General features: G+C 76.0%; 21 protein-coding genes. 12 read left to right on the top strand and 9 right to left on the bottom strand.

The annotated features are described in order from the left end of the window. The first annotated feature begins 71 nt into the window (after positions 1 to 71). Together LG634_RS18020 and LG634_RS18015 are read left to right on the top strand one after the other, a co-directional pair. On the top strand, positions 72 to 1,730 hold the full coding sequence (locus LG634_RS18020; RefSeq protein WP_226734872.1) for a serine/threonine-protein kinase: 1,659 nt from the start codon (positions 72 to 74) through the stop codon (positions 1,728 to 1,730). Further along, complete coding sequence (locus LG634_RS18015) at positions 1,727 to 2,392, top strand: hypothetical protein (protein ID WP_226734871.1); 666 nt, start codon at positions 1,727 to 1,729, stop codon at positions 2,390 to 2,392. The genes LG634_RS18020 and LG634_RS18015 overlap by 4 nt, the downstream gene beginning before the upstream one ends. 9 nt (positions 2,393 to 2,401) lie before the next feature. Here LG634_RS18015 and LG634_RS18010 read toward each other — a convergent pair whose 3' ends face one another. Continuing rightward, positions 2,402 to 2,722: a DUF6191 domain-containing protein gene (locus tag LG634_RS18010; protein ID WP_226734870.1), complete on the bottom strand. Its 321-nt coding sequence runs from the start codon at positions 2,720 to 2,722 to the stop codon at positions 2,402 to 2,404. Positions 2,723 to 2,988: 266 nt separating this feature from the next. Then, positions 2,989 to 4,272, bottom strand: a complete 1,284-nt coding sequence (locus LG634_RS18005; RefSeq protein ID WP_226734869.1) for an ATP-binding protein — start codon at positions 4,270 to 4,272, stop codon at positions 2,989 to 2,991. Positions 4,273 to 4,570: 298 nt separating this feature from the next. On the opposite strand from LG634_RS18005, the gene LG634_RS18000 reads away from it, so the two are divergent. Continuing rightward, complete coding sequence (locus LG634_RS18000; protein ID WP_308072548.1) at positions 4,571 to 6,007, top strand: glycosyltransferase family protein; 1,437 nt, start codon at positions 4,571 to 4,573, stop codon at positions 6,005 to 6,007. Between the two features lie 91 nt (positions 6,008 to 6,098). Further along, the gene (locus tag LG634_RS17995; RefSeq protein ID WP_226734868.1) at positions 6,099 to 6,857 is read left to right on the top strand and encodes a trypsin-like serine peptidase; all 759 of its coding nucleotides are present in this window, start codon (positions 6,099 to 6,101) and stop codon (positions 6,855 to 6,857) included. A gap of 15 nt (positions 6,858 to 6,872) precedes the next feature. On the opposite strand, the gene LG634_RS17990 is transcribed toward LG634_RS17995, so the two are convergent. The 4 genes from LG634_RS17990 to LG634_RS17975 all read right to left on the bottom strand — a co-directional run bounded on the left by LG634_RS17990 (position 6,873) and on the right by LG634_RS17975 (position 10,623). Continuing rightward, a complete protein-coding gene (locus LG634_RS17990; RefSeq protein ID WP_226734867.1) occupies positions 6,873 to 7,349 on the bottom strand; it encodes an NUDIX hydrolase in 477 nt (158 codons plus the stop codon). A gap of 184 nt (positions 7,350 to 7,533) precedes the next feature. Next, the gene (gene lnt / locus LG634_RS17985) at positions 7,534 to 9,153 is read right to left on the bottom strand and encodes an apolipoprotein N-acyltransferase (protein ID WP_226734866.1); all 1,620 of its coding nucleotides are present in this window, start codon (positions 9,151 to 9,153) and stop codon (positions 7,534 to 7,536) included. A gap of 64 nt (positions 9,154 to 9,217) precedes the next feature. After that, positions 9,218 to 9,751 carry a hypothetical protein gene (locus LG634_RS17980; protein WP_226734865.1) on the bottom strand — a complete coding sequence of 178 codons (534 nt, stop codon included), beginning with the start codon at positions 9,749 to 9,751 and terminating at the stop codon, positions 9,218 to 9,220. Between the two features lie 80 nt (positions 9,752 to 9,831). Continuing rightward, positions 9,832 to 10,623, bottom strand: coding sequence for a glutamate racemase (locus tag LG634_RS17975; RefSeq protein WP_226734864.1), 792 nt, complete (start codon positions 10,621 to 10,623; stop codon positions 9,832 to 9,834). 244 nt (positions 10,624 to 10,867) lie between these two features. On the opposite strand from LG634_RS17975, the gene LG634_RS17970 reads away from it, so the two are divergent. The 5 genes from LG634_RS17970 to LG634_RS17950 all read left to right on the top strand — a co-directional run bounded on the left by LG634_RS17970 (position 10,868) and on the right by LG634_RS17950 (position 16,953). Next, positions 10,868 to 12,097 carry a glycosyltransferase gene (locus LG634_RS17970; protein ID WP_226734863.1) on the top strand — a complete coding sequence of 410 codons (1,230 nt, stop codon included), beginning with the start codon at positions 10,868 to 10,870 and terminating at the stop codon, positions 12,095 to 12,097. A 184-nt stretch (positions 12,098 to 12,281) separates the two neighbouring features. Next, entirely contained in the window at positions 12,282 to 12,776 is a 495-nt protein-coding gene (locus LG634_RS17965) for a DUF6643 family protein (protein WP_226734862.1), read from the top strand. Positions 12,777 to 12,843: 67 nt separating this feature from the next. Continuing rightward, on the top strand, positions 12,844 to 13,668 hold the full coding sequence (locus LG634_RS17960; RefSeq protein ID WP_226734861.1) for an MOSC domain-containing protein: 825 nt from the start codon (positions 12,844 to 12,846) through the stop codon (positions 13,666 to 13,668). A 157-nt stretch (positions 13,669 to 13,825) separates the two neighbouring features. After that, positions 13,826 to 14,452: an Rv1733c family protein gene (locus LG634_RS17955; RefSeq protein WP_226734860.1), complete on the top strand. Its 627-nt coding sequence runs from the start codon at positions 13,826 to 13,828 to the stop codon at positions 14,450 to 14,452. Positions 14,453 to 14,529: 77 nt separating this feature from the next. Beyond that, entirely contained in the window at positions 14,530 to 16,953 is a 2,424-nt protein-coding gene (locus LG634_RS17950) for a right-handed parallel beta-helix repeat-containing protein (RefSeq protein ID WP_226734859.1), read from the top strand. On the opposite strand, the gene LG634_RS17945 is transcribed toward LG634_RS17950, so the two are convergent. Beyond that, positions 16,901 to 19,372 carry a hypothetical protein gene (locus LG634_RS17945; protein WP_372482443.1) on the bottom strand — a complete coding sequence of 824 codons (2,472 nt, stop codon included), beginning with the start codon at positions 19,370 to 19,372 and terminating at the stop codon, positions 16,901 to 16,903. The two genes, LG634_RS17950 and LG634_RS17945, sit on opposite strands and share 53 nt — an antisense overlap. Before the next feature lie 81 nt (positions 19,373 to 19,453). On the opposite strand from LG634_RS17945, the gene LG634_RS17940 reads away from it, so the two are divergent. Beyond that, positions 19,454 to 19,942 (top strand): SRPBCC family protein, encoded by a 489-nt coding sequence (locus tag LG634_RS17940; RefSeq protein ID WP_226734857.1) that lies wholly within the window; start codon positions 19,454 to 19,456, stop codon positions 19,940 to 19,942. Between the two features lie 85 nt (positions 19,943 to 20,027). On the opposite strand, the gene cds1 is transcribed toward LG634_RS17940, so the two are convergent. Then, the gene (gene cds1 / locus LG634_RS17935; RefSeq protein WP_226734856.1) at positions 20,028 to 21,170 is read right to left on the bottom strand and encodes an L-cysteine desulfhydrase Cds1; all 1,143 of its coding nucleotides are present in this window, start codon (positions 21,168 to 21,170) and stop codon (positions 20,028 to 20,030) included. Between the two features lie 182 nt (positions 21,171 to 21,352). Between cds1 and LG634_RS17930 the strand changes: the two genes are divergently transcribed. Beyond that, complete coding sequence (locus tag LG634_RS17930; protein ID WP_226734855.1) at positions 21,353 to 21,637, top strand: hypothetical protein; 285 nt, start codon at positions 21,353 to 21,355, stop codon at positions 21,635 to 21,637. A gap of 179 nt (positions 21,638 to 21,816) precedes the next feature. Next, positions 21,817 to 22,380, top strand: coding sequence for an ATP-binding protein (locus tag LG634_RS17925; RefSeq protein WP_226734854.1), 564 nt, complete (start codon positions 21,817 to 21,819; stop codon positions 22,378 to 22,380). A gap of 372 nt (positions 22,381 to 22,752) precedes the next feature. Here LG634_RS17925 and LG634_RS17920 read toward each other — a convergent pair whose 3' ends face one another. After that, the gene (locus LG634_RS17920) at positions 22,753 to 24,006 is read right to left on the bottom strand and encodes an ROK family protein (protein WP_226734853.1); all 1,254 of its coding nucleotides are present in this window, start codon (positions 24,004 to 24,006) and stop codon (positions 22,753 to 22,755) included. Positions 24,007 to 24,162: the final 156 nt, after the last annotated feature.

Below are 24,162 nucleotides of genomic sequence, written 5' to 3'. Positions count from 1 at the left end.
GTGTCACAGCCAGCAGTCAGGGCACACCACTCAGGCACGTCGCGGCGGGCCGGTCCGCCCAGGGGGCGCAGATGAACGCGTGGACGGTCCCCGGTTACACGGAGACCCGGGAGCTCGGCTCGGGCGGCAGCGGACGCGTGGTCCTCGCCGTGCACGGGGCGACCGGGACTCCGGTGGCCGTGAAGTACCTCAGCGAGCGGTTCCGCCGGGATCCCGCGTTCGTACGGGAGTTCCGCGCGGAGGCCCGGCTGCTCGGCGGGCTGCACTCGCCGCACGTGGTCGGGCTGTACGAGTACGTGGAGGCGCCCGAGGGCGCGGCCATCGTGATGGAGCTGGTCGACGGCATCGCCCTGCGCGCGCTGCTCGCCCAGGAGGGGCACACCGGCCCGGAAGCGGCCCTGCTGGTGCTGAAGGGGTCGCTGCTGGGGCTGGCGGCGGCGCACCGGGCGGGGGTCGTGCACCGCGACTACAAGCCGGAGAACGTGCTGGTCGGTCAGGACGGCGCGTCGAAGCTGGTGGACTTCGGGATCGCGGCGGGCCGCGGCACCACGCCCGGTGTCGCGGGTACGCCGGCGTACATGGCGCCCGAGCAGTGGCAGGGCCGGCCCGCCTCGCCGGCTGCCGACGTGTATGCGGCGACCGCCACGTTCTTCGAGTGCCTCACCGGCCGCAAGCCGTACGCCGGGGAGAACTTCGCCGAGCTGGCGCTGCGGCACATCGAGGCACCGGTGCCCGACGCGGAGGCACCAGAGCCGGTACGGGCGCTGATCCGGCGGGGCCTGGCGAAGGCGCCGGAGGACCGGCCGGAGAACGCCGAGGCGTTCGTCGCGGAACTGGAGGCCGTGGCGGCGGCCGGGTACGGGCCGGACTGGGAGGAGCGCGGGCAGCGCAAGCTGGCCGCGCTGGCGGCGCTGCTGCCGCTGCTGTTCCCGTCGGCTGCCGGCGGTGCGGCGGCCGGCACGACGGCGCTGGCCGAGACGGCGCTGGGCGGTGGCGGTGGCGGTGGCACCTGGTGGCCGGGGCGGGGCGGCTGGTTCGCCACCGCGATCGCGGCCGTGACCGGCGCGGTGCTGGTGTTCGCGTCGCAGGCGGCGGGCGGGGAGCCGGGCGGGCGGGCGGCGGTGAGCAGTTTCGCGACGACGGCCGCATCGCCGGGGGGCGGCGGGCCGACGGCGCAGCCGGCCACCCCCTCGCCCTCGCCTTCGGCTTCGGTCACCGGATGGCCGTCGGGTACGCCGGAGTCCTCGCCGAGCCCGAGCCGGTCCGGGTGGCCGCCCTCCCCGGCACCGACGTGGACGCCCACCCGGACCCCGACGTGGACACCGACGTGGACACCGTTGCCGACGCCGACCCGGACCGTCCGCCCGTCCCCGTCTCCGACGCCGAGCGTGACCACCCGGCCACCGGAACCGCCGGTGCGGGTGCGGTCGGTGGAGGTGTCCTCGTTCCGGCAGACCGGGGTGGCCGGCGGCGAGGCGGTCGTGTCGGTGGCCACCGAGGGCCGCGGCCCGGTCTCGGTGACGCTCGAGTGGTTCACCTCCGACGCGTCCGGCCGGCTCGGCGCCGCGGAAGGCACGGACGTCCTCACCGTCCACGGCGGCCCCCTGACCGCGACGCACTCCTTCACCGGCAGCGGCTGCTACTGGGCGGTCCGCGCCACCACCCGGCCCGCGGCCGGCAACGGCTCGTCCGTACGGGAGCTCCTCACCAGGCGGTGCACGATCACATGAGCGATCCACGGATTCCCTACAGCCAGGGTCCCGCGCCGGACTCCGACGGCGACTACAGCGCGACGGTGCTGGGCAGCCACTGGTTCGACGGGCCGGGCGACCACCCCGACACCGTGCGGACGACCCGGCAGCTGCCGGTGCCCGACCGGGTCGAGGGGGCGGTGCTGCGCTTCGGGCCTGGGGTGACGGCGGCGGTGCCGCGGCCGCGCGGCTTCGACGGCACGACGCTCGTCTGGCACGGCGCCCCGCCGCCGCCCGAGCCCGTCCGCCGCGGCGGGCTGCGCCGGTACGCGCTGGCCTGCGCGGTGCTGCTGGCGGTGCTCTGCTATCTGGGCTGGCAGCGGTACGGGCCGGCGATGGAGGTCCACAGCGTACGGGTGTCCGCCCCCGCCGACGGCCCGGCGTGTGACTCGGCCGCCGAGATCACGGCCCTGGTCCGCACCGACGGCCGCCCCGGCACGCTGGCCTACCGGTGGGTCCGCAACGACGGGACCCGCTCGGAGACGCTCACCGAGCGGGTGCCGAGCGGCCAGCGGGAAACGCGCCTGCGGCTGCTGTGGACGTTCCGCGGCCGGGGCGAATACCGCGCCGAGGTCCGCGTCGAAGTCCTGTCCCCGCTGCCCCGGACGGCCGGTGCGGAGTTCACGTACCGCTGCGGCTGAGCGCGGTGGTCAGGCCGGTCCGGTGCCGGGGAGGCGGATGACGGCCTTGCCGCCGTCGAGGTCGACCCGGGTCCGGGGCGGCGCGCCGTCCTCCTCGTCCGCGCGCAGGACGAGGGAGCTCTGGCGCTCCTTCAGTTCGTTCTGCTTGCCCGGCGAGAAGCTCGCGTGAAGCTGCTCGAAGCCGATGGCGGAGACCTGGCCGTTGCGGCCGCTCCAGCGCGCGGGGAGCAGGCCGGCCCGGCCGGCCCGGACCAGGGCGAAGTCGGCGAAGGCGAGGGCCGTGAGCGCGATGGCCAGCCCCGGCAGCGTCAGGAATATCGCAAGCCCCATCGCATCCCCTCTCCGCACGGTCCGGCCTCCGACCCTACTCCCTCCAACAGCCGCCCCCACCGGCACGTGAGAACCAGGACCGAATCCCGCCGCAACCCCCAACCAGGGCTCCGCCGCACCCCCCACCCCACCCGGCGCTTGAGGACCGGGGTCCGGGGTCCGGGGTCCGGGGCGGAGCCCCGAAATCCAGCCCCGCCGGCGTTTGAGGCGCGGGGTCCGGGGCGGAGCCCCGTTCTCTGAGCCGCGCCGGCGACCGGGGCCCGGGCTCAGGCGCGGGCGTGGGTCGTGATGTCGGCGGCGAAGGCCTCCAGGAGGGCCGGCGTCGCGGTCGGACGCCCGGCGGCGACGGCCGCCAGGTAGTCCGCCGTGGTGGCCCCCGGCACGACCGGCTCCGCCCCCCGCACCAGATCCCGCTCGAACGACACCTGCGCGGCGATCCGCGCCGCATGCTCGATGTCCGCCGGCGAGAACATCTCGGTCGCCGCGACCAGCGCCGCCACGTCCACGTCCGCCCGCCCCGCCGTGTAGCGGGACCAGATCGCCGCCCGCGCCGCCTCGTCGGGCGTCCCGATCGGGATCAGGTAGTCGAAGCGCCCGGGCCGCAGGAACGCCGGATCCAGCGACCGGACGGAGTTCGTCGCGCACACGAGCAGCCGCTCGTCCCCCTCCCGGAACCGCGGGATCAGCTTCAGCAGCTCGTTCGTCACCCCGTGCACCCCGCCCGGCCCGCCCACCGCTTCCCCGCGGACCGGCGCGATCTCCTCGACCTCGTCGATGAACACCAGCACCCGCTCCAGCTCTCCGATCCGTGCGAACGCCGTGCGCAGCGCGGCCGCCAGGTTGCCCTCGTCGGCCAGCCGCGACGGCAGCAGCTCCACGAACGGCCAGCCCAGCCGCGAGGCGATGGCCCGCGCGAACGTCGTCTTCCCGGTCCCCGGCGGCCCGAACAGGGTGATGGCCCGCGGCGGCCGCACGCCGTGCTGCGCCGCCCGCTCCGGCTCGGCGAGCGGCAGCACCACCCGCCGTTCGATGAGGTCCTTCTCCTTCTCCATGCCGGCCACCCGCCCCCACAGGCCGCCGGGCAGGAAGGCGCCGCCGAGGTCGTCGAGCAGCCCGGCCGCCGGCCCGTGCAGCGGCTCCGTCTTCTCGAAGTACGCCACCGCCGGCTGCCGCGTGTAGCCGGCGTTCAGCAGCCCCTCCCCCAGCAGGTCCTCCTCCGGCAGCACGTACGCGATCCGGCCGACCCGGGCGGCGACCAGCCGGCGCTCCAGCTCGACCAGCAGCGCACTGGCCAGCCCCCGCCCGCGCCAGCCGGAGTTGATGGCGATCCGCATCACCCAGGCCCGCTCCCCGGACACGGTGGCGAGCGCCGCGCCGATGGGGACGCCCTGGTGGACGGCGACCACCGCGGGCTGCCGCCCGGTGAGCGCACCGATGCACTCGGCCAGCGAGAACACCGACTCCTGGCCGAGTTCGGCGGTGGTGTCGATCAGATGGACCACCGCGGCGAGATCGCTCTCGCGGTAGTCGTGGATCAGCCAGCTGCTCACCGGGTGGCTCCCCTCTCGTGCTCCTGCGCCGAGGCTAGGCGCGGGCCGTGGCCGGATTTCAGCTCCGCGGTGCACAAGGGCAACCCGCGGCCCCTCCGTTCCGTCTATAGACGCGGGCCGGAGCCGGCAGGACCGCCGGCCCGCCCGTCCCACCGCCCGCCGCGACCGCCCCGAGAGCCTGATGCCTCCCATATCCGCCGTTGTCCCGCAGGCCGCCCCCGCGGCCCCGTTGCCGTCCGGCACCGGGCGCCGGCCGGCCCGTTCCGGGCCCGTGCCGCCGGCCGCGGCGGTGCCGCTTGTGCCCGTACTGGCCGCGCTGGCGCTGGGCCTGTGGGGGCTGTCGCGGGGGCACAGTCTGTGGCGGGACGAGGCGGCGACCTGGCAGTCCGCGCTGCGGACGGTCCCGGAGATCTGGCACATGCTCGGGCAGGTGGACGCCGTCCACGGCCTCTACTACTTCTTCGTGCACGGGCTGTTCACGGTCTTCGGGGACAGCACCACCACGCTGCGGCTGCCGTCCGTGCTGGCCGTGGCGGCCGCTGCCGGGTTCACCGCGCTCACGGGGGCGCGGACCGGCGGCCGGTGGGCGGGCCTGGCGGCCGGCCTCACCGTCGCCCTGCTGCCGGCGATGCAGTTCCACGCACAGGAGGGCCGCCCGTACGCCCTGGTCACGGCGGGTGCGGCGGCGTCCGGCTGGCTGCTGGTCCGGGCGCTCGACGGCCCTGGCCCCGGGCGGCGCCCGATGTGGGCGGGGTACGGGCTCCTGCTGCTGGGCTGCGCCCTGCTGAACTGGTTCTCGCTGCTGGTGGCGGCCGCGCACGCCGCCACCCTGGCCTGGGTGCGCGCGGACCGGGCGCTGCTGCGGCGGTGGGCGGCCGCGGTGGCCTGCGCGGTGGCCGGTGCGCTGCCGCTGGTGCTGTTCAGCCGGTCCCAGTCGGGGCAGGTCTCGTGGATCCCGCCGACGACCTGGCACACCCTGGCCGGCCCGGGTGCGCTGCTGCTGGCCGGCGGGGCGTGCGCGCTGGTCCGCGGGCCGCGGGCGGGCCGGCCGGCCGCGCCGGCGGTGGGCCTGCCGCTGCTCGTCGTGCCGCAGCTGGCGCTGCTCGCGGCCTCGCTCGCCAAGCCGCTGTACCTGGAGCGGTACGTGCTGTTCTCTATGCTCGGGCTGGCGCTGCTCGCGGGCCATGCGCTGGGCGCGCTGGTACGGGCGACGGCCCGCCGGTCGCCGCGGGCCGCGGCGCTGGTGGTTCCGGTGGCGGCGCTGGCGGCGTTCGCGGCGCTGCTGCCGCTGGAGCGGGCCGAACGGGCACCGGGCAGCCGGGCGGACGACGTGTTCGCGGTGGCCGGCGAGGTGGCCGCAGCAAAGCGGCCGGGGGACGCCGTGCTGTTCCTGCCGGCCGCGCGCCGGGACACCGCGCTGGTCTCCCCGGAGGCATTCGCGGGCGTCGCGGACATCGCGCTGGTCCGCACCCCGGCGGAGTCCGGCACCCTCAAGGGCGTCGAGGGCAGCCAGGGCCGGCTGCGCGTGGCGATGCTCGGCCGGCAGCGGATCCTGCTGGTCACGGACGCGCGCCCACGACTGCCGGGCAATGCGCTGGACCGGCTCAAGCTCCGGGTGCTCCGGCAGCACTTCCGCGTCGAGACGGACCTCTCCGTACGGGGGCGTCGGCTGACGGTGTACGAGCGGCTGCCCGGGCAGCGGGACGGCGACTCGCACCGGATGTCCGGAACGTGATCTTCCGTCGCCGGTATTCACAGCTGATTCTCAGGTAAAACCGGGCCTGGGCCATAGCCGCGCGGCCCATCGTCGGGGCATGATCCACCGCATGCCCTACCGATCGGCACCGGGCATCCGGGCAACCCCCAGGATGCTGATCGCCACGACGGCCCTGGCCGTGCTCGTCGCGGCGACGGGTGAGCCCGCGGCCTCCGCTCCCCTGCCTCTCGGGGTGACCGCGGAAGCGCGGCCGAGCCGGGTCACCGACCGGGTGGGCGCCCTGTTCGCGGGCGACCTCGACGGCGGGCACTTCTGCACGGCGTCGGTGGTCCGCAGCGACGACCGGAACCTGATCGCCACCGCCGCGCACTGCCTGGACGACGTGCAGAACACGGTGTTCGTGCCCGGCTACCGCGACGGCGAGGCTCCGTACGGGGTCTGGCGGGTGACCGGTGCGTACGTGGATCCGGCGTGGCAGACGGCCGAGGACCCGGACGCGGACATCGCGTTCGCGACGGTGGCCCCGCTGGACGGCCGGCAGGTCCAGGACGTGCTGGGCGCCTTCCCTCTGGCCACCGCGCAGCCGGACGACGTGACGGTGACGGTCGTCGGCTACCCCAATGCCCGGGAGACCCCGCTGATCTGCGCGAACACCACGAAGAAGTGGAGCAGTACGCAGCGCGAGATCGACTGCACGGAGCTGAGCGGCGGCACCAGCGGGAGCCCGTGGCTCACCTCGTCCGGTGCGGTCGCGGGCGTGCTCGGCGGGTACGAGGGCGGCGGCACGGTCCCGGAGGTCTCGTACAGCGCGGTGCTCGGGGACACGGCCCGGGCGCTGTACGAGGAGGCCGCGGTCTCGGGCGGCTGACGCGGCCCGGCCGGCTCACATGCCGGCGGGTTCGAACCAGGCCGGACCGTCCTGGGACGCCCGGCGGATCCGGTCGAGGGCGAAGGGCTCCAGCGGCGGCAGCCCGTCGGGGGCGAACCAGGCGACGTCGAGCGATTCGTCGTCGTTGACCTTCGCGGTGCCGCCGACGGCCCGGCAGCGGAACGTGATGTCCATGTACTGGCACTCGTCGCCGTTGGCGTAGGTGACGGGATGCAGGGCCTGGACGAGGACGACGCGTTCGGCGACGCACCGCACCGCGGTCTCCTCGTACACCTCGCGCACGGCGGTCTCCGCGGGCTGCTCGCCGGGCTCGGCGATGCCGCCGATGACCGACCAGCCGCCGGTGTCGGCGCGGCGGCCGAGCAGCACCCGCCCGTCCTCGTCGAAGACGACGGCGGTCACGCCGGGCAGCAGGAGCAGCTGGTGCCCGGCGGTGGCGCGGATGCGGCGGATGAACTCGGGGGTGGCCATGCCCCGACCCTAGGGCCTGTCGTCAAACTCCTGTCGTCGCCCGGAGGGCGGCCCCGCGGCGTCTGGTGCGTGCTCTCGGCGTGCCGGGCGGGAGCCCTTGTACTGGACGTACTCGGGCTTTCGCCCGGTGCGGCGAGAGTGCGTGCCAGGCGTCGCGGGGCAGACGGGAGTTTGACGACAGGCCCTAAGGGGCCTCGGGAGCCATCCGGCGCCGGGCGCGGGCCGCGCCGTAGAGGACCCAGCCGAGCGGGGCGGCGGCGAGGACGAACAGCATGTACTCGGGGAGGGCGCCGAGCCGGGTGGCGGGCGTCAGGGAGGAGCGCAGCGGGACCTGCTCGACGAGGGCCGCGGGCTCGAACATCGCGGTCTGCCGGACGACGGTGCCGTCGGGCCGGATGACGGCGCTGACGCCGCTGGTGACGGGGACGAGCACGGTGCGGCTGTGCTCGACGGCGCGCACCCGGTCCATGGCCAGCTGCTGGTACGTCATCTGGCTGCGGCCGAAGGTCGCGTTGTTGCTGGGCACGGAGATGACCTGGGCGCCGGCCCGGACGGTGTCCCGGACCCGGCCGTCGAACGCGGCCTCGTAGCAGGTCACCAGGCCCACGCCGGTGCCGGCCATGTCGAAGACGCCCGGCTTGTCGCCGGGGCCGAAGTCGCGGCGGACCCGGTCCACGTCGGAGCTGAACATGCGGGCGACGGAGCGCATCGGGATGTACTCGCCGAAGGGCTGGATCTGCCGCTTGTCGTAGGTCGCGGTGGGGCCCTTGACCGGGTCCCACAGGATCTGGGTGTTGCGCAGCGGCCCGGTCTGCGGGGCGAGCACGGCACCGATGGAGACGGGCACGCCGATCGCCTTCACGGCGCGGTCGATGACCTCGTACGCGTCGGGGCTGGTGTACGGGTCGAGGTCGGAGGAGTTCTCCGGCCAGACCACGAAGTCGGGGCGGGGCACCCGGCCGGCCTTGACGTCGTCGGCGAGCTGCTCGGTGCGGCGGGCGTGGTTGTCGAGGACGGCGCGGCGCTGGGCGTTGAAGTCGAAGCCGGCACGGGGCACGTTGCCCTGGATGACGGCGGCGGTGGCGGTGCCGTCCTCGGCGCCGGAGTGGAGGAGCGGGCGGGCGGCGAGGGCGCCGGCGACCGGGACCAGGACGGCGAGGGCGGCGGCCGCGGTGGCGGCGGGCCGGAGGGGGGCGGCGGCTGCGCCGGGCCGGGCGGTGCGGAGGGTGCGCAGGACGGCGTACAGGCCGAAGCCGCAGAGGGCGACGGCGAAGCCGACGAGGGGGGTGCCGCCGGCGGCGGCGAGCGGGATGAAGACGCCGTCGGCCTGGCCGAAGGCGATCTTGCCCCAGGAGAAGCCGCCGAAGGGCCAGCGGGCGCGCACGCCCTCGGCGGCCACCCAGACGGCCGCGGCCCACACCGGCCACAGCGGGAGCCGGGTGACGAGGGCGATGCCGACGCCGCCGGCGGCGACGAACAGGGCCTCGACGAGGGTCAGCGCGAGCCACGGCACCGGGCCGACCTCTTCGCCGGTCCAGACGAGCAGCGGCAGCAGGAAGCCCAGCCCGGCGAGCAGTCCGAGCCCGAACGCGGCGCGCGGCCGCCGGCCGTACAGCACGTGTCCGAGCAGGGCGAAGGCCGGTACGGCGAGCCACCACAGGGGGCGGGGCGGGAAGCTGAGGTACAGCAGCACTCCGGCCGCGGCGGCCAGTCCGGCGCGGCCGGTCGCCGCCCCTCGCCGGCGCCGGCCCGGCGCTGCGGGGGCCTGTGTGTCCTCGGCGATCCGTGTCGCGCTGCTGCTCATTGCCGGAGTGTACGACGCGGCCCTGTGCGCCCGACGGGGCCGGTACCGTCCCGGCCCCGCAGGATCAGGCGCGGCCCGGTGGGGCCAGGGCCAGGAGCCGGGCCTGGATGACCCGCACGGCAGCCTCCGCGTCGTCCACCGTCACGGTGAACAGCCGCCCGTCCCCCATCCGCAGCACCACCCCTTCCCCCCGCCGCACCACGACCGCCGTCCCCATCTCCGGCCGCCACCGGTACCCCCACCCGCCCCACTGCCGGGGCGTCACCGCCGGTTCGAACGACGCCGCCGCCACCTCGCTGAGCCGGATCCGCCGCCGCGGCACCCCGATGTGCCCGCACCGGACTTCCATCACCTCGTCGTCGACGGTGACGGCGACGTGGACGAACGCCAGCGTGCCGTACAGCACGAGCAGCCCGGCGGCCACGCAGCCGACCACGGACATGGCCGGCGCCACGAGCCCCGTGGTCCACGCGGATCCGACGGCCAGCGCGATGCCCAGCGCCATGAAGGCCGCACCGCCGGCGGCGAGCAGCCACTGCGCGCGATTGGTGGCCCGCCCCGTCCAGAGCGCGGCTGAGGTGCCGCGGGGATGCTCCATGGCAGGCAGCGTACTCAGCCCGCCACCGGCCGGCACCGCACGTGGGCCGCCCGGAGGAACGTTGCTGCGCAGGGAGCGCGTCAGCCTCGCACCGGCGCGGCCCCCGCCAGCAGCCGGCCCGCCTCGTACGTCAGGGCCTCCGCGGGCAGCTCCCCGGTCCGGCCGCTGAGCAGCACCGTCAGCCCGCCGGTCGCGGCGGCCCCGGGTGCGGCGGGCACGCCCACCCGGCGCAGGGCCTGCGCGGCCACCGCGTCCGCGGACCCGTGGAAGACGGGGAGGGCGCCGCCGGTACGGAGCCGGAGCGCGGCCTCGATCGGTTCGACCACCAGCTCGTAGTGCGTGCACCCGAGGACGAGGTCGGTCACGTCGGGCGGGGTCAGCGCCGCCGCGGCGGCGACGGTCCGGCGTACGGCGTCCTCGTCGGCCCACTGCACGGCGTCGGCGAGCCCGGGGCACGGCACCTCGGTGACCTCCGCGCCGGCGGCGAACTCGCGGATCAGCCCGCGCTGGTACGGGCTCCCGGTGGTGGCCGGGGTCGCCCAGATCGCCACCTTGCCGCCGCGTGCGGCGGCGGGCTTGATCGCGGGGACGGTGCCGATGACCGGGATGCCGGGCTCCAGCTCCGCCCGCAGCGCGGGCAGGCTGTGCACGGAGGCGGTGTTGCAGGCGACGATCAGGGCGTCCGGCAGCGCTCCGGCGGCGGCCCGCGCGACGTCGAGGGCGCGTCCGGTCAGGTCCTCGGGGGTACGGGGTCCCCAGGGCATCCCGTCGGGGTCGGACGAGAGCACGATGTCGGCGTCCGGCCGCAGCCGGCGCACCGCGGCGGCGGCCGCCAGCAGCCCGATTCCCGAGTCCATGAGCGCGATCTTCACCCGGTCACTTTAATCGACGCCCCCTCCCCGGCCGGGCCGCAACGGGGGCTGCGGGCACATTCAGCTCCGGCCCGGGGGCACCTCCCAGCCCCCCTGAGGCCGGGGGAAACCGAGGACCGGGGGCACAGTCGAGCCCGTACGGCGACTGAGGACCGGGGTCCGGGGCGGAGCCCCGTGGGCCGCAACGCAGAACACGCCCGCGCCGTTCGGCACCCCCGCCCCCGAATCCGGCACACTGCCGAAGATGCGCTTCGTCACGATGACCGCGGCCCTCTCCCTCGCCGCCTGGCTGTGGCTCCTGCTCGGGCACGGCTTCTTCTGGCGGACGGACGTCCGGCTGCCCCGGCACGCGGCCGGTCCCCGCCACTGGCCCGACGTCGCCATCGTGGTCCCGGCCCGTGACGAGGCCGCCGTCCTGCCCGACAGCCTCCCGTCCCTGCTCGCCCAGGACTATCCGGGCGAGGCCACGATCGTCCTCGTCGACGACGGCAGCACGGACGGCACGGCCGCCCTCGCGCACGCGCTCGCCCGCCGGCACGGCGGTCTGCCGCTCACCGTGACCTCGCCGGGCGATCCCGAGCCGGGCTGGACGGGCAAGCTGTGGGCGCTGCGCCACGGCATCGCCCACGCCCGCACCGCCGGCCCGCGCGAGCCGGGCTTCCTGCTGCTCACCGACGCGGACATCGCTCACGAACCGGACAGCCTGCGCCACTTGACGGCCGCCGCCTGCACGCAGGACCTGGACCTGGTCTCCCAGATGGCCCGGCTGCGGGTGGTCACCGGATGGGAGCGCCTCGTCGTGCCCGCGTTCGTCTACTTCTTCGCCCAGCTCTACCCGTTCCGCCGGATCAACCGCCCCGGCTCCCGTACCGCCGCGGCCGCCGGCGGCTGCGTCCTGCTGCGCACCTCGGCGGCCGCGAAGGCCGGGGTGCCGGAGTGCATCCGGGACGCCGTCATCGACGACGTCTCGCTCGCGCGGGCCGTGCAGCGCTCCGGCGGCCGGATCTGGCTGGGCCTCGCGGACCGGGTCGACAGCGTCCGCCCGTACCCGGGGCTCGGGGAGCTGTGGCGGATGGTCTCGCGCAGCGCCTACACCCAGCTCCGGCACAGTCCGCTGCTGCTGGCGGGCACGGTGGCCGGGCTGGTGCTGGTCTACCTGGTGCCGCCGGCCGCCGCCCTGCTGGGCCTGGCGGCGGGGCGGCCGGCCACCGCCTGGGCCGGCGGCCTGGCCTGGCTGGTGATGGCGGGCACGTACCTGCCGATGCTCCGCTACTACCGGCAGCCCTCCTGGCTCGCCCCGCTGCTGCCGCTGACCGCGTTCCTGTACCTGCTGATGACGGTGGATTCGGCGGTGCAGCACCACCGCGGCCGGGGCGCCGCCTGGAAGGGGCGCACGTACAGCCGCCGCCCCGGCGGGCCGGTGGGCCCTCCGGACGTCCGACCAGCGCCGGAGACAGGGCACGGCGAGGCGTGACAGTGCGTCAGAAAACTTTGCCTTACCGCCGGTACGAGTCGGCGCAGAAAGGGGCGCAAGTGACGAAACGTACGCGTGTACACCGCCTGGCAAGGCGGCTCTGACCTGGGGAGAAGGCCGTCGGCACGGGCCCGGGGCAACCTCGCTATAGACCCGGTGGACCCGTGGGCTTAACTTATGTCGCATGACCTCCCCCCGCGCCTCTTACGGCGGCGGTTACTACTCCGCGCCGTCCTTCCCGGACACCCCCATCTACGACTCCCTCGTGGCCGAGCGTGGCACCCCGCAGATCGCCCCGATCCGCGTCCCCGCCGCCTACGATCCGGCGCTGAGCAGCAGCAGCCACCTGCCGGCCCTGCCGTCGGCGCTGCCCGCGCTCCCGTCGGCGCCGGTCCCGGCGTACCAGGGCCAGCAGCAGCACACCCCGGCGTACGGGTACCCGTACCAGCAGCAGATGGCCGCCGCCCAGCCGGTGCCGCTGCAGCACGCGCCGGCCCCGTACGTCCCGCAGCAGGCCGCGGCCCGCGGGTACGCCGCCCCGCAGCCGATGCGGCCGGTGGCGACCACCGGGTACGAGGCGATGCGCCCGGCCGCGCCGCGTCCGATGCAGGCGCCGGTCCCGGCGCAGGCCCCGTACGAGGACCCGTACAGCCGGCAGTACCAGGGGCGCGGATACTGACCGTCCGCGGGTCGCAGGTCGAAGACGGGGCTGCCGAGCCGCCCGTTCCGGCTGGCACGATGCCCTCATGGTGAACATGCATGTCCAGGCGCTCCACGTCCATCCCGTCAAGTCCCTGGGAGGCACGGCCCCCCGGGAGGCGGTCGTGGAGCCCTGGGGTCTGTCCGGGGACCGCAGGTGGGCGCTGATCGCGCCTGACGGCGCGGTCCTCACCCAACGCGAACAGCCCCGGCTGGCGTTGGCCTCCGCTCTGCCGCTGGGGGGCGGCGGAGTGGCACTGACCGCACCGGGGCTCGCGCCGCTGACCGTGGCCGTGCCCCGGGCGGACGGGACGGTCGCGGTGACCCTCTTCGGGAAGAAGGTCGAGGCCGTCCTCGCGGACGGGACCGCGCACGACTGGTTCAGCGCGTACCTGGGCCTCCCGGTACGGCTGGTCCACCTCGACGCGCCGGAGCACCGGCGGCCGGTCGACCCGGAGTACGCGCTGCCCGGCGAGACGGTGAGCCTGGCCGACGGCTACCCGGTGATGGTCGCGACCCAGGCTTCCCTGGACGCCCTGAACGCGCTGATCGCGAGCGGCGAGCACGCCGCCGAGGGGCCGCTGCCGATGAACCGGTTCCGGCCCAATGTGGTCGTGGCCGGGGCCGGGGCGTGGGCCGAGGACCGGTGGCGGCGGATCGCCGTGGGCGAGGCCGAGTTCCGGGTCGCCAAGAAGTGCGGGCGCTGCATCATCACCACCACCGACCAGGCCACGGCCGAGCGCGGGCGGGAACCGCTGCGCACCCTGGGGGCCTACCGCCGGTTCGGGAAGCAGCTGGTTTTCGGCCAGCACCTGGTGCCGGTGACGCTCGGCACGGTGCGCGTCGGCGACGAGGTGCGGATCCTGGAATGAGCACGGGCCCACGACGGGCGGCCCGGGCCGGAACGCGCGGGTGCCGTGAGGACGTTGTGAACGCAGGTCACGTCCCCGCGGGTCGCGGTGCACCGTCCCGGGGCATGGGGGAGGCTGTGACCGAGGCAAAAGGGGGTGCCGGACCGTGCGGACGGCGATGGGTGTCTGGCGTTGGCGGCGCAATCCGCTGCGCAGGAGGACGGATGTGGTGGAGGCCTGGGTGGCGTTAGCCGCCGTGGTCTGCCTGCTGGTGCTGGCGCCGGTGGCCGGCCTGGTGGCGGGCACCCGCGTGGACGACACCCTGCAGCGGGCGGTACGCGAGCAGGCGCAGGCCCGCCGGCAGGTGTCGGCCGTCGTGCTGCACCCGCCGAAGGAGCCGCCCGCCGACCCGGCCGCCGGGACGGCCGGGGGCGCCGGGGGTTCCGAGTCGGCGCCGAGCGGGCAGTCCGGCCCGTACCCGCGGGTGCTCGCCGAGTGGACGGCGCCCGACGGCACGGCCCGGACGGGGCCGGTGACCACCGTGGACGGCACCCCCAAGCCCGGTGACCGGCTGCGGATCTGGACCGACCGGACGGGCCGCCCGGTGTCCCGGCCGCTGGACCCGGTGGTGGCCGCCGCCTATGCGGGCCTGGCCGGTTTCGCCGCGGCCGGCGCGCTGGCGCTGCTCGTGGACACCGTCCGGCGGCTGGTCGTACGGAGACTGATGCATCATCGGTACGCGCGCCTGGACCGGGCCTGGGCGGCGGCAGGACCGGACTGGGGCCGGGCCGACGCGGGCAGCTGACCGGTCAACTCCCCGGGCCCGCGCGCGCTACGGTGGAACGACCAGTTCGGTCGCACAGGCGGGGGCACGGCAGCACGATGGCACAGGGAACGGTCCAGGTGACCCACGGCAGCTCGCCCCGGTGGCGGCGCCGTACCGGTGAATACCCCACGCTGGCCGCCGCCCTGGCGGCCGCGGGCGACGGCGACGTCCTGTCCATCGCCCCCGGCACGTACCGGGAGAACCTCGTGGTCCGGCACGCCGTCACGCTGCGGGGCCCCGAGGGCGCGGCCGGGGCGGTGCGGATCGCGCCGGCCGACGGGGTGGCGCTGACCGTGCACGCCTCCGCGGTGGTGCAGGACCTGCACGTGGAGGGCCGCGACACGGCCGCGCCGGCGGTGCTCGTCGAGGACGGCGCACCGGAGCTGTCCGATCTGCGCGTGGTCACGCGGTCCGCCGCGGGCATCGAGGTCCGCGGCGCCGCCCGGCCGGTCGTGCGCCGCTGCACCGTGGACAACCCGGCCGGCGTGGGCATCGTGGTGTCCGACGGCGCGGGCGGCGTGTTCGAGGACTGCGAGGTGCTGGCCGCCGGGCAGTCCGGGGTCGCCGTGCGCGGCGGCGGGCACCCGCGGCTGGAGCGCTGCCGGGTCCACCACACCGCCGGCGCGGGGCTGTCGGTCACCGGCGAGGGCTCCGGCCTGGAGGCGCTGGGCTGCGAGGTGTACGAGATCCGGGGCGCGGGCGTGCAGATCGCCGCGCGCGCCGCGGCCCGGCTGACGGACTGCACGGTGCACCGCACCACCGCGGACGGGGTGACGCTCGACACCGACGCGGTGCTGACGCTGTCCGGCTGCGAGGTCCACGACGTGCCCGAGAACGCCCTGGACCTGCGGGCCCGTTCGGTGCTGACCCTGCACCGCACCACGGTCCGCCGGTTCGGGCGCAACGGGCTGTCGGTGTGGGACCCGGGCACCCGGGCGACCGCCGAGCACTGCGAGATCCACGACAGCACCGGCGACTACCCGGCGGTGTGGATCAGCGACGGGGCCAGCGTCTCGCTGGTGTCCTGCCGGGTGCACGACGTACCGGACGCGGTGTTCGTCCTGGACCGCGGCTCCCGCGCGGAGGTCGTGGACAGCGACCTGACGCAGGTCCGCAACACGGCCGTGTCGGTCAGCGACGGGGCGGTGGCCGAACTCGACGACTGCCGGATCCGGGAGGCCGGCACCGGCGCCTGGTTCCGCGACCACGGCAGCGGTGGCGTCCTCGCCGGCTGCACGATCGACGCCGTGCAGACCGGTGTGATCGTCTCCAAGGGCGCCGACCCGCAGATCGAGCGGTGCACCGTGACCGCCCCCGCGGAGGCCGGGTTCTACGTGTCCGCGGAGGGCCGCGGCACCTTCCGGGACTGCCGGGTGACCGGCAGCGACGGCTTCGGCTTCCACGTCCTCGACGGCTGCCGCTCCACCCTGTCAGGCTGCCGTACCGAGCGCTGCGCGCGCGGGGGCTACGAGTTCCCCGACGACGGGCCGCTGGTCCGCGACTGCACGAGCGACGAGAGCACGGTCCGCCAGGCTGCGGTGCCGGCCGGCCCGGCGGCCACCGCCACCCTGCCCGCCACCGCGACCGTGCCCCGTCCGGCGGCCGCCGTCGCCGCGGACGGACCCGGGGAGCCGGCCGCGCCGACGGTGCCCGCGGCCCGCGCCGCAGACCAGGTGCTCGGCGCGCTGGACGCACTGGTGGGCCTGGACAGCGTCAAGCGGGAGGTGCGGGCGCTCACCGACATGATCGAGGTGGGGCGGCGCCGGCAGCAGGCCGGGCTGAAGGCCGCGTCGGTCCGCCGCCACCTGGTCTTCACGGGCTCCCCCGGCACCGGGAAGACCACCGTGGCCCGGCTGTACGGGGAGATCCTGGCCTCCCTCGGAGTGCTGGAGCGCGGCCACCTCGTCGAGGTGTCCCGGGTGGACCTGGTCGGCGAGCACATCGGCTCCACGGCGATCCGCACCCAGGAGGCGTTCGAACGGGCCCGCGGCGGCGTGCTGTTCATCGACGAGGCGTACGCGCTGGCGCCCGAGGACTCGGGGCGGGACTTCGGCCGGGAGGCCATCGACACCCTGGTCAAGCTGATGGAGGACCACCGGGAGGCGGTGGTGGTGATCGTCGCCGGGTACACGGCCGAGATGGAGCGGTTCCTGACCGTCAACCCCGGTGTGGCGTCCCGGTTCTCACGGACCATCACCTTCGGCGACTACGGGCCCGGCGAGCTGCTGCGGATCGTGGAGCAGCAGGCCGACGAGCACGAGTACCGGCTCGGGCGGGGCACGTCCGACGCCCTGCTGGCGTACTTCGCGGACCTGCCGCGCGGCCCCGCGTTCGGCAACGGGCGCACCGCCCGGCAGACCTTCGAGTCGATGGTGGAACGGCATGCCGGGCGGGTGGCGCAGCTGCCGGAGCCGGACACCGACCAGCTCACCCTGCTGTTCCCGGAGGACCTGCCGGCGGCGGGCTCGCCGGTCGGCTGAGCCGCGGCCCGGGCACCCCGGCGGGACCGGGCGGGGCGGCGGGCGCGGCCGCCAGGCGGGCCAGCAGGGCGTCGCGTTCGGCACCGAACGCCGGGTCGGACTGGTAGTCGTCGTGCCCCAGGATCGGGGCGGGCAGCGGGTGTTCGGCCGTACGCCCGTAGGCGAGCGGGTCGGCGAGCGGGCCGCGGTCCACGCCGTCGGCGGGGCCGAGCACCGGCCCGCCGATCGGGTCGGTGGCCCGCCACAGGTTGCGCCAGCAGTCCACGTCGCGGTGCAGCGCGGCGAGCGGCCCCGGCCCGAAGTACGCGGGGAACCAGCGGCCGTACAGCCTCCGCAGCGGGGATCCGTACGTGAGCAGGGCGACCCGGGCCCGTGCCTCCGGGGGCAGTTGGCGGACCGCGGCCGCCGCGAGCACGCTACCCTGCGAGTGGCCGGAGACCACCAGGCGGCCGCCGGTGCGCCCGGTCCAGGTGGTCATCCGCCAGGCCAGGTCGGGCACGGCCCGCTCGGCGTAGCAGGGCGGCGCGAACGGGTGCGCGGCGCGCGGCCAGAAGGTGCCGACGTCCCACAGGATGCCGATGGTCCGGCGGGCCGAGGCGTCCCGGTAGGCGCGCCGGCCCCAGGTGACGAACAGCAGGAACGCGAAGCCGGTCAGCCAGGACCCGGCGCCCTGGGCGGCCTCGGCGGCGCGTTCCACGAGCGGGTGGGTGCCGCGGGCCGCCTCCCCCGGCACCTGCCCGGTGGTCCAGGCCGCGGCGACGGCGGCCGTGCCGAGCAGCAGGGTGAGTGCGGCGACGGCACCGAGGAACCAGGGGGCGGCATCGGTGAGGGCGGCGGTGGCCCGGGCGCCGGCCACCGCCCGGCTGCGGGCCGGGTCCTCGCCCTGGCCCGGGTACTCGGCGGCCACCGCGGCGGCGAGCCGGCGGCGGTGCCGGATGCCGCGGGCCGCGAACCAGAGCGCGAGCAGCAGCAGGACGAGGAACAGCGGCGGCAGGACCGACGCCTGCCAGGACAGCAGGACGGGCGGGCCGGGCAGCCGGGTGCCGGGCATGCCGGGGGTGCCGCCGCCGTCCAGCCAGTCCGCGACCCGCTGGGCGACCCCGCCGGTCATCACCCCGCCCAGGGCGCAGGCGAGCATGGCGACGGCGGGGCCGCCGAGCCCGCCGAGGGCGGCGCCCGCGTCGGCGGGCGAGCCGCGGTGCAGCCGGGCGGCGACGGCCGCGAGGGCGAGCACCAGCAGGCCCTGGGCGAGGACGAGGACACCGAACGCGGTGTCGGCGGGGAGCCGGCCGTCCGCCGTCCAGCCGGGGCGGGACCAGGCCGCGTACCCGAGGGTCGCCACCAGCAGGGCGAGGGCGCCGCCCGGCAGCAGGACCCGTACGGCCCGGTCGGCGCGCGCGTCGGCGCGGCGCTCGGCCCGGCCGCGGCGGCACACCACCCACAGCACGGCGCCGGCGGCGGCCGCCAGCAGGGCCAGGAGGAGCCGGCCGGCGGTGTCGAGGGCGGCGCTGCCGCCGGGTCCGCGGTCGTGCCGGGCGGCGGCCGTGGCCACGGCGGCGGCGACGGTGAGCAGACCGGCCGCGGCGTGGGCGGCGCGCAGCCGGGCGACGAGACGGCGGCCGTACCAGAAGCCGGGGCGGCCGAGGGGGTCGTCGGCGTCGGCGTCCGCGTACGGGGTTCCGGTGGTTCCCGGGGGCGGGGGCTGGGACTCGTACGCGCTCCAGGTGTGGTGGGACAGGTACCAGAGGAGGCCGGTCAGGGCGGTGGGCACCAGGGCGGCCAGGGCGAGCCGGCGGCCGGGCTGGGCCCACCAGGCGCCGTACGGGCCGCTTCCGGGGCCGGGGTCCGGGCCGGGGAAGGCGGGCCAGGAGCGGGAGGCGGCGCAGTGGGCGGAGCCGGCGCACTGCCAGGCGACGAGGTCGAGGGCCACTTCGCACGCGGCGGCGACGAGCAGCACGGTGAGGCTGAGCGCGACCAGCCGGACCAGCAGCCCGTACGCGCGGACGGCGCGGGGGCGGCCGGTGGCGGCGGGCCGGTTCCAGTGGGCCAGGTTGGCCACCATGAAGGGCAGGAGCAGCAGCCACAGGGCGCGGGCGCCGTTGCCGGAGGTCAGCCGGGACCAGCAGTAGGCCTCGGGGACCGGCCGGCCGGCGTACCGCTCGGGGTGCGCCTCCGCGTCGGCGTCGTCGGCGCGGCGGAACACGGCCGCGGTGGCGTCCCCCGTGACGCGGACGGTGCGGGGATCGCCGAGGAGTTCCGCCGGGCCGGCGCCGGCGACTCCGTGCACGTGGAGTTCGAGGCAGAGCGGGGCTTCGGGCACGGCGGCTCCTCTCGCGGCCTGGTCCGGGGCGGCGCGGCCGCCCCGGACAGCATCCCGCGCCGCCGCCGCTGCGCCCAGCAGGCGTGCGGACCAAGACATCTGACGAGCCGACAGCTAAGGTGGCGCGCACGTCCGGCGGCCCTGCCGGTCCGTCGCCGCTTCAGCACAGGGGGTTTCCGCATGGCACGCCGACTCCGGCCCGTCGGGCTCGACTTCGTCGAGTCCGCTCCCGTACGACTGGTCTTCGCGACGGTGGCGCACGCTCCGCCGGAGACGGTGTACCGGTCGCTGGCCGAGGAGGTGGCGGGCTGGCCGTCGTGGTTCCGTGCGGTGACGCTGGCGCGTCCCACGCACGGCGGTGCGGGGCGGGAGATCGGGCTGATCGGCGGGGTGCGGTTCCGCGAGACGGTGATGGCGGCCGACCCGGAGCAGCGCTACGCCTACCGGGTGGACGAGACCAACGTGCCTGGTGTGCAGGCCCTGTTGGAGGACTGGCGGCTGTACCCGGCGGGCCGCGGCACGCGGGTGCAGTGGACGTTCGCGGCCGCCGGCCCGACGGTCTTCCGCCTGGCCCTCCGGGCCGCCCGCCCAGGCCTGGACCGCAGTTTCCGCACGGCGGTCCGCACCCTTGACCGCCGGCTGACGGGCACGTGGGCGGACACGGTGTGAGCGGGGGCCCGGCGGGAGGACTGCGCCGGGCGCCGGGCGGGCCGCCGGGGGAAACGTTTCGGCCGGCGGCCGGGCCCGGGGTGGGTCAGGCGCCGGGTTCCTGCCAGGTGCCGGTGGCCAGCAGGGTGTCGATGGTGCGGGCGTACGGGGTGAGGTCGAGGCCCTGGGCGGACACCCACGCGTCGGAGTAGTACTTGTCGAGGTAGCGGTCTCCCGGGTCGCAGAGCAGGGTGACGACGCTGCCGGTGCGGCCCTCGGCGACCATTTCGGAGACGATCTTCAGGGCGCTCCACAGGCCGGTGCCGGTGGAGCCGCCGGCCTTGCGGCCGATGGCCTGCTCCAGCGCCCGGCACGCGGCGACGGAGGCCGCGTCCGGCACCTTCATCATCCGGTCGATGGCGCCGGGCACGAAGCTGGGCTCCATCCGCGGCCGGCCGATGCCCTCGATGCGCGAGCCGCAGTCGCTGTGCGCGAGCGGGTCGTTCTGCGTCCAGCCGTCGAAGAAGCAGGAGTTCTCGGGGTCGGGGACGCAGATCCGGGTGTCGTGCTGCATGTAGTGCACGTACCGGGCGATGGTCGCGGAGGTGCCGCCGGTGCCGGCGGTGGCGACGATCCACGCGGGCTCCGGGTAGCGCTCCAGCTTCAGCTGCTGGTACATCGACTCGGCGATGTTGTTGTTGCCACGCCAGTCGGTGGCCCGCTCGGCGTACGTGAACTGGTCCATGTAGTGCCCGCCGGTCTCGGCCGCGAGCGAGGCGGACTCGTCGTACATCTTCATCGGGTCGTCCACGAAGTGGCACTCGCCGCCGTGGAATTCGATGAGCCTGCACTTCTCGGGACTGGTGGTGCGCGGCATGACGGCGACGAACGGGACGCCGATCAGCTTGGCGAAGTACGCCTCGGAGACCGCGGTGGAGCCGCTGGAGGCCTCGATGACCGGGCGGCCCGGGCGGATCCAGCCGTTGCACAGCGCGTACAGGAACAGCGAGCGGGCCAGGCGGTGCTTGAGCGAGCCGGTGGGGTGGGTGGACTCGTCCTTCAGGTAGAGGTCGATGCCCCACGCCTCCGGCAGCGGGAAGCGCAGCAGGTGGGTGTCGGCGGAGCGGTTGGCGTCGGCCTGGACCTTGCGCACCGCCTCCTTGAGCCAGGCCCGGTATGCGGCGTCGCTGCGGTCGACGTCGACGGTGGCCAGGGGGCCTGCGATGCCCTGCCGTGCGGTCGTGCTCATGTGCCCTGCTCCTCGTTCCGTGCGGTCCCCCTGCTCTGCAATGTACCCCTCTCACCTGCACAAACGCTGACTTTGGGTCTCTGTCGGCTTTGCTTTGAGAACAGACGTACGGGCGTGCGCACCCTCTGGTGCGGGCGGCCCGGGCGGGGCACACTGGGCCGGGTCGAAGGGGGCTGCCGGCCATGAGCGAACCCGAGTTCACCGCCACGGGCGTACGCATCGACCGCTGGCCGCGCGCCCTGACCAGGGCGGGCAAGGTGCTGATCCGGGACGGCCGGCTGCACCTGCTGACGAGCGGGGACCGCGAGATCGACAGCGCGCCGCTGGGCGCGGTGAGCGCGGCCCGGTCCTGGCTGCCGGGCCGGGAGGCCACGGTGGCCCGCCTCAACGGGACCCGCTACCGGCTGCGGATCCCGGCCGGGCGGCTCGTGGAGGCGGTGCGGCGGGCCCGTGCGGCGGGGGGCTGAGCCGGGGAACTCCCGCGGGACTTCCTGCGGGCCCCAAACCGCTGCGAGTTGCGTGCGGCGCGGCGGCGGGCGACGCTGAAGAGCGTCACTCAGGGTGCACCCTGTCAGTACGGAACGTCAGCACGTGCTGGATCGGATCGTCGTCTTCTTCCGGACCTTCATTTCGGGGAGTCGCAGCCGTGATCAGTCATCGAAGCAGGCACTGCGCAGTGGAGCTGGACGCCCGGCCCGCGCGCATCGGACAGATTCGCAGAATCGTTTCTGCACAACTGCGCTACTGGCAGTTGGACCCGCTCATAGACCAGGCCGCGCTGGGCGTGACCGAACTCCTGAGCAACGTCCACCGGCACGCCCAGCCCGACAAGCTGTGCACGGTGGAGATGCGGCTGCTCCGCGGCCGCCTCACGGTCTCGGTCCACGACCACGACCCCCGCCTCCCCGTCGTCCGGACGGCCGGTCCGCTGGAGACCTGCGGACGCGGCCTGGCCATGGTCGCGGCGGTGAGCGAGAGCTGGGGCGCGCGGCCGCACGAACACGCCGGCACCGCCGGCAAGGTGGTGTGGTTCACCCTCCAGGCCGCCACCGCCGCCCTCCTCCCCCCGCACCCCACGGCGGTCCGCATCCGCCCGGCACCGGTACGGAGCGCCGGGCCGGTGCCGGGCGTGGGGGTGGGTGTGGGGCTGGGCGTGGAGGTGGCGGCAGCGGCCGCCGGGGCGCTGCCGGTCGCGGTGCCGGTGCTCTGAGGGCGGGGGCGCTGCGAGTGCTCTCGTCGTGGGCGGGGGTACTGGGACCGGAGCAGCGCTCTCGTCATGGGCCGGGGCACTGGGACCGGAGCAGCGCTCTCATCATGGGCCGGGGCACTGGGACCGGAGCGATGCACTCGTCGTGGGCCGGGGCACTGGGGCGAGAGCGGCGCTCTCGTCGCAGGCCGACGCTCTGACCGCAGGCGGTCGCTCTGACTCGAGAGCAGCGCTCTCGACGTGAACGGGCGCTCCGACCCCATAGCAGCGCTCGCGCCGTTGGCCGGTGCGGTCTCCGACGCGGACTCGCCCGGCCCGGGGCAGGCCGCTGCGCCGGAGCAGCCGTCGCGCCCGGGGCAGGCCGTCGTGCCCCGGTCAGGCCGCTGCGCCCAGGGAGCCCAGGGGGTCGTCGAGGACCGGCTGCCAGGCCAGTTCTGCGGCGCCGACCAGACTGTTGTGGTCGAGGGTGCACGGCAGGATCGGCACTCCCCCGCTGCGGCCCCACAGGCTGCGGTCGGCCACGACGGCGCGCAGCCGCTCGGGGTCCGCGTCGAGGAGTTCGCGGTGCAGGCCGCCGAGGATGATCCGGTCCGGGTTGAGGATGTTCACCAGGCCGGCCAGGCCCAGGCCGAGCCGGTCGATGAGCTCCTCGGCGGCGCGCCGTACGGACGGGTCGGCGGGTGCGGTGTACTCGCTGCGCAGCAGGTCGCGGGCCTGCTGGAGCAGGTTGACCTCGGGTCCGGGGGTGCGGCCGGCCGCCGTCAGGAAGGCCAGCGGGTCCGCCTCGACGTCGAGGCAGCCGCGGCCGCCGCAGTGGCAGGCACGCCCCTCCGGGTTCACCGTCAGGTGGCCGACCTCCAGGGCCAGGCCCGAACTGCCGCTGTGCAGGCGGCCGTCGAGGACGAGGGCGCCGCCGACCCCGCGGTGGCCGGTGGCCACGCACAGCAGGTGCTGGGCACTGCGGCCGGCGCCGTGCCGGTGTTCGGCGAGGGCGGCCAGGTTGACGTCGTTCCCCGTGAGGACGGGCCCGTCGATGCCGGCCGCCCGTACGCACTCGGTGAAGATCGCGCGGACCGGGGATCCGGCAGGCCAGGCCAGGTGCAGCGGGTTGAGGGCGGTGCCCTCGGGTTCGGCGACGGCCGACGGCACCGCCAGGGCCGCCCCGACACAGCGCCGCCCGCTGTCCTTGAGCAGGGCCGCACCCGCGTCGACGACCTCGCCGAGCACCTGGGCGGGGTCGGCGGAGACGGTGACGCAGCCGGGGGTGGTGGCGACGATGCGGCCGCCGAGGCCGACGAGCGCGGCCCGGAAACCGTCGGGGTGCACCTGGGCGGCCAGCGCGACCGGCCCGTTCTCGTCGATGGACAGGCGGTGCGAGGGGCGGCCCTGGGCGCCGCCGGCGACGCCGGGCCGGGAGTCCACGCGGATCAGGCCCAGCGCCTCCAGCTCGGCGGCGACGGCTCCGGCGGTGGCGCGGGTCACGCCCAGTTCGGCGGTGAGGACCGCACGGGTCGGGGCCCGGCCGGTGTGGACGAGCTCCAGGGCCGGTCCGAGCGCACCACGGCCCCGCTCCAGCCGGGTCCTCGTGGACACATCCCCCACCCGCCGCGGGGCCACGTTGCCGTTCATGGAGCCGATCCTCGCACGATCCCGACACGCCCCCGCACGCGCGGGCACCTGCGACGGCCCGATCGGGCACCTTCCCGGGCGATCACCCCGCCCGGACCCGGCCCGGACCGCTGCGGCCGGCCCGCCGGACCCGGACCGGTCAGCCGGTCAACCGGT

Origin of the sequence: Streptomyces bambusae, assembly GCF_020532645.1 — a bacterium.
Taxonomy (GTDB): Bacteria; Actinomycetota; Actinomycetes; order Streptomycetales; family Streptomycetaceae; genus Streptomyces; species Streptomyces bambusae.
The sequence above is the reverse complement of the archived record's forward strand: the minus strand, read 5'-3'. Positions and strand labels throughout refer to the sequence as shown.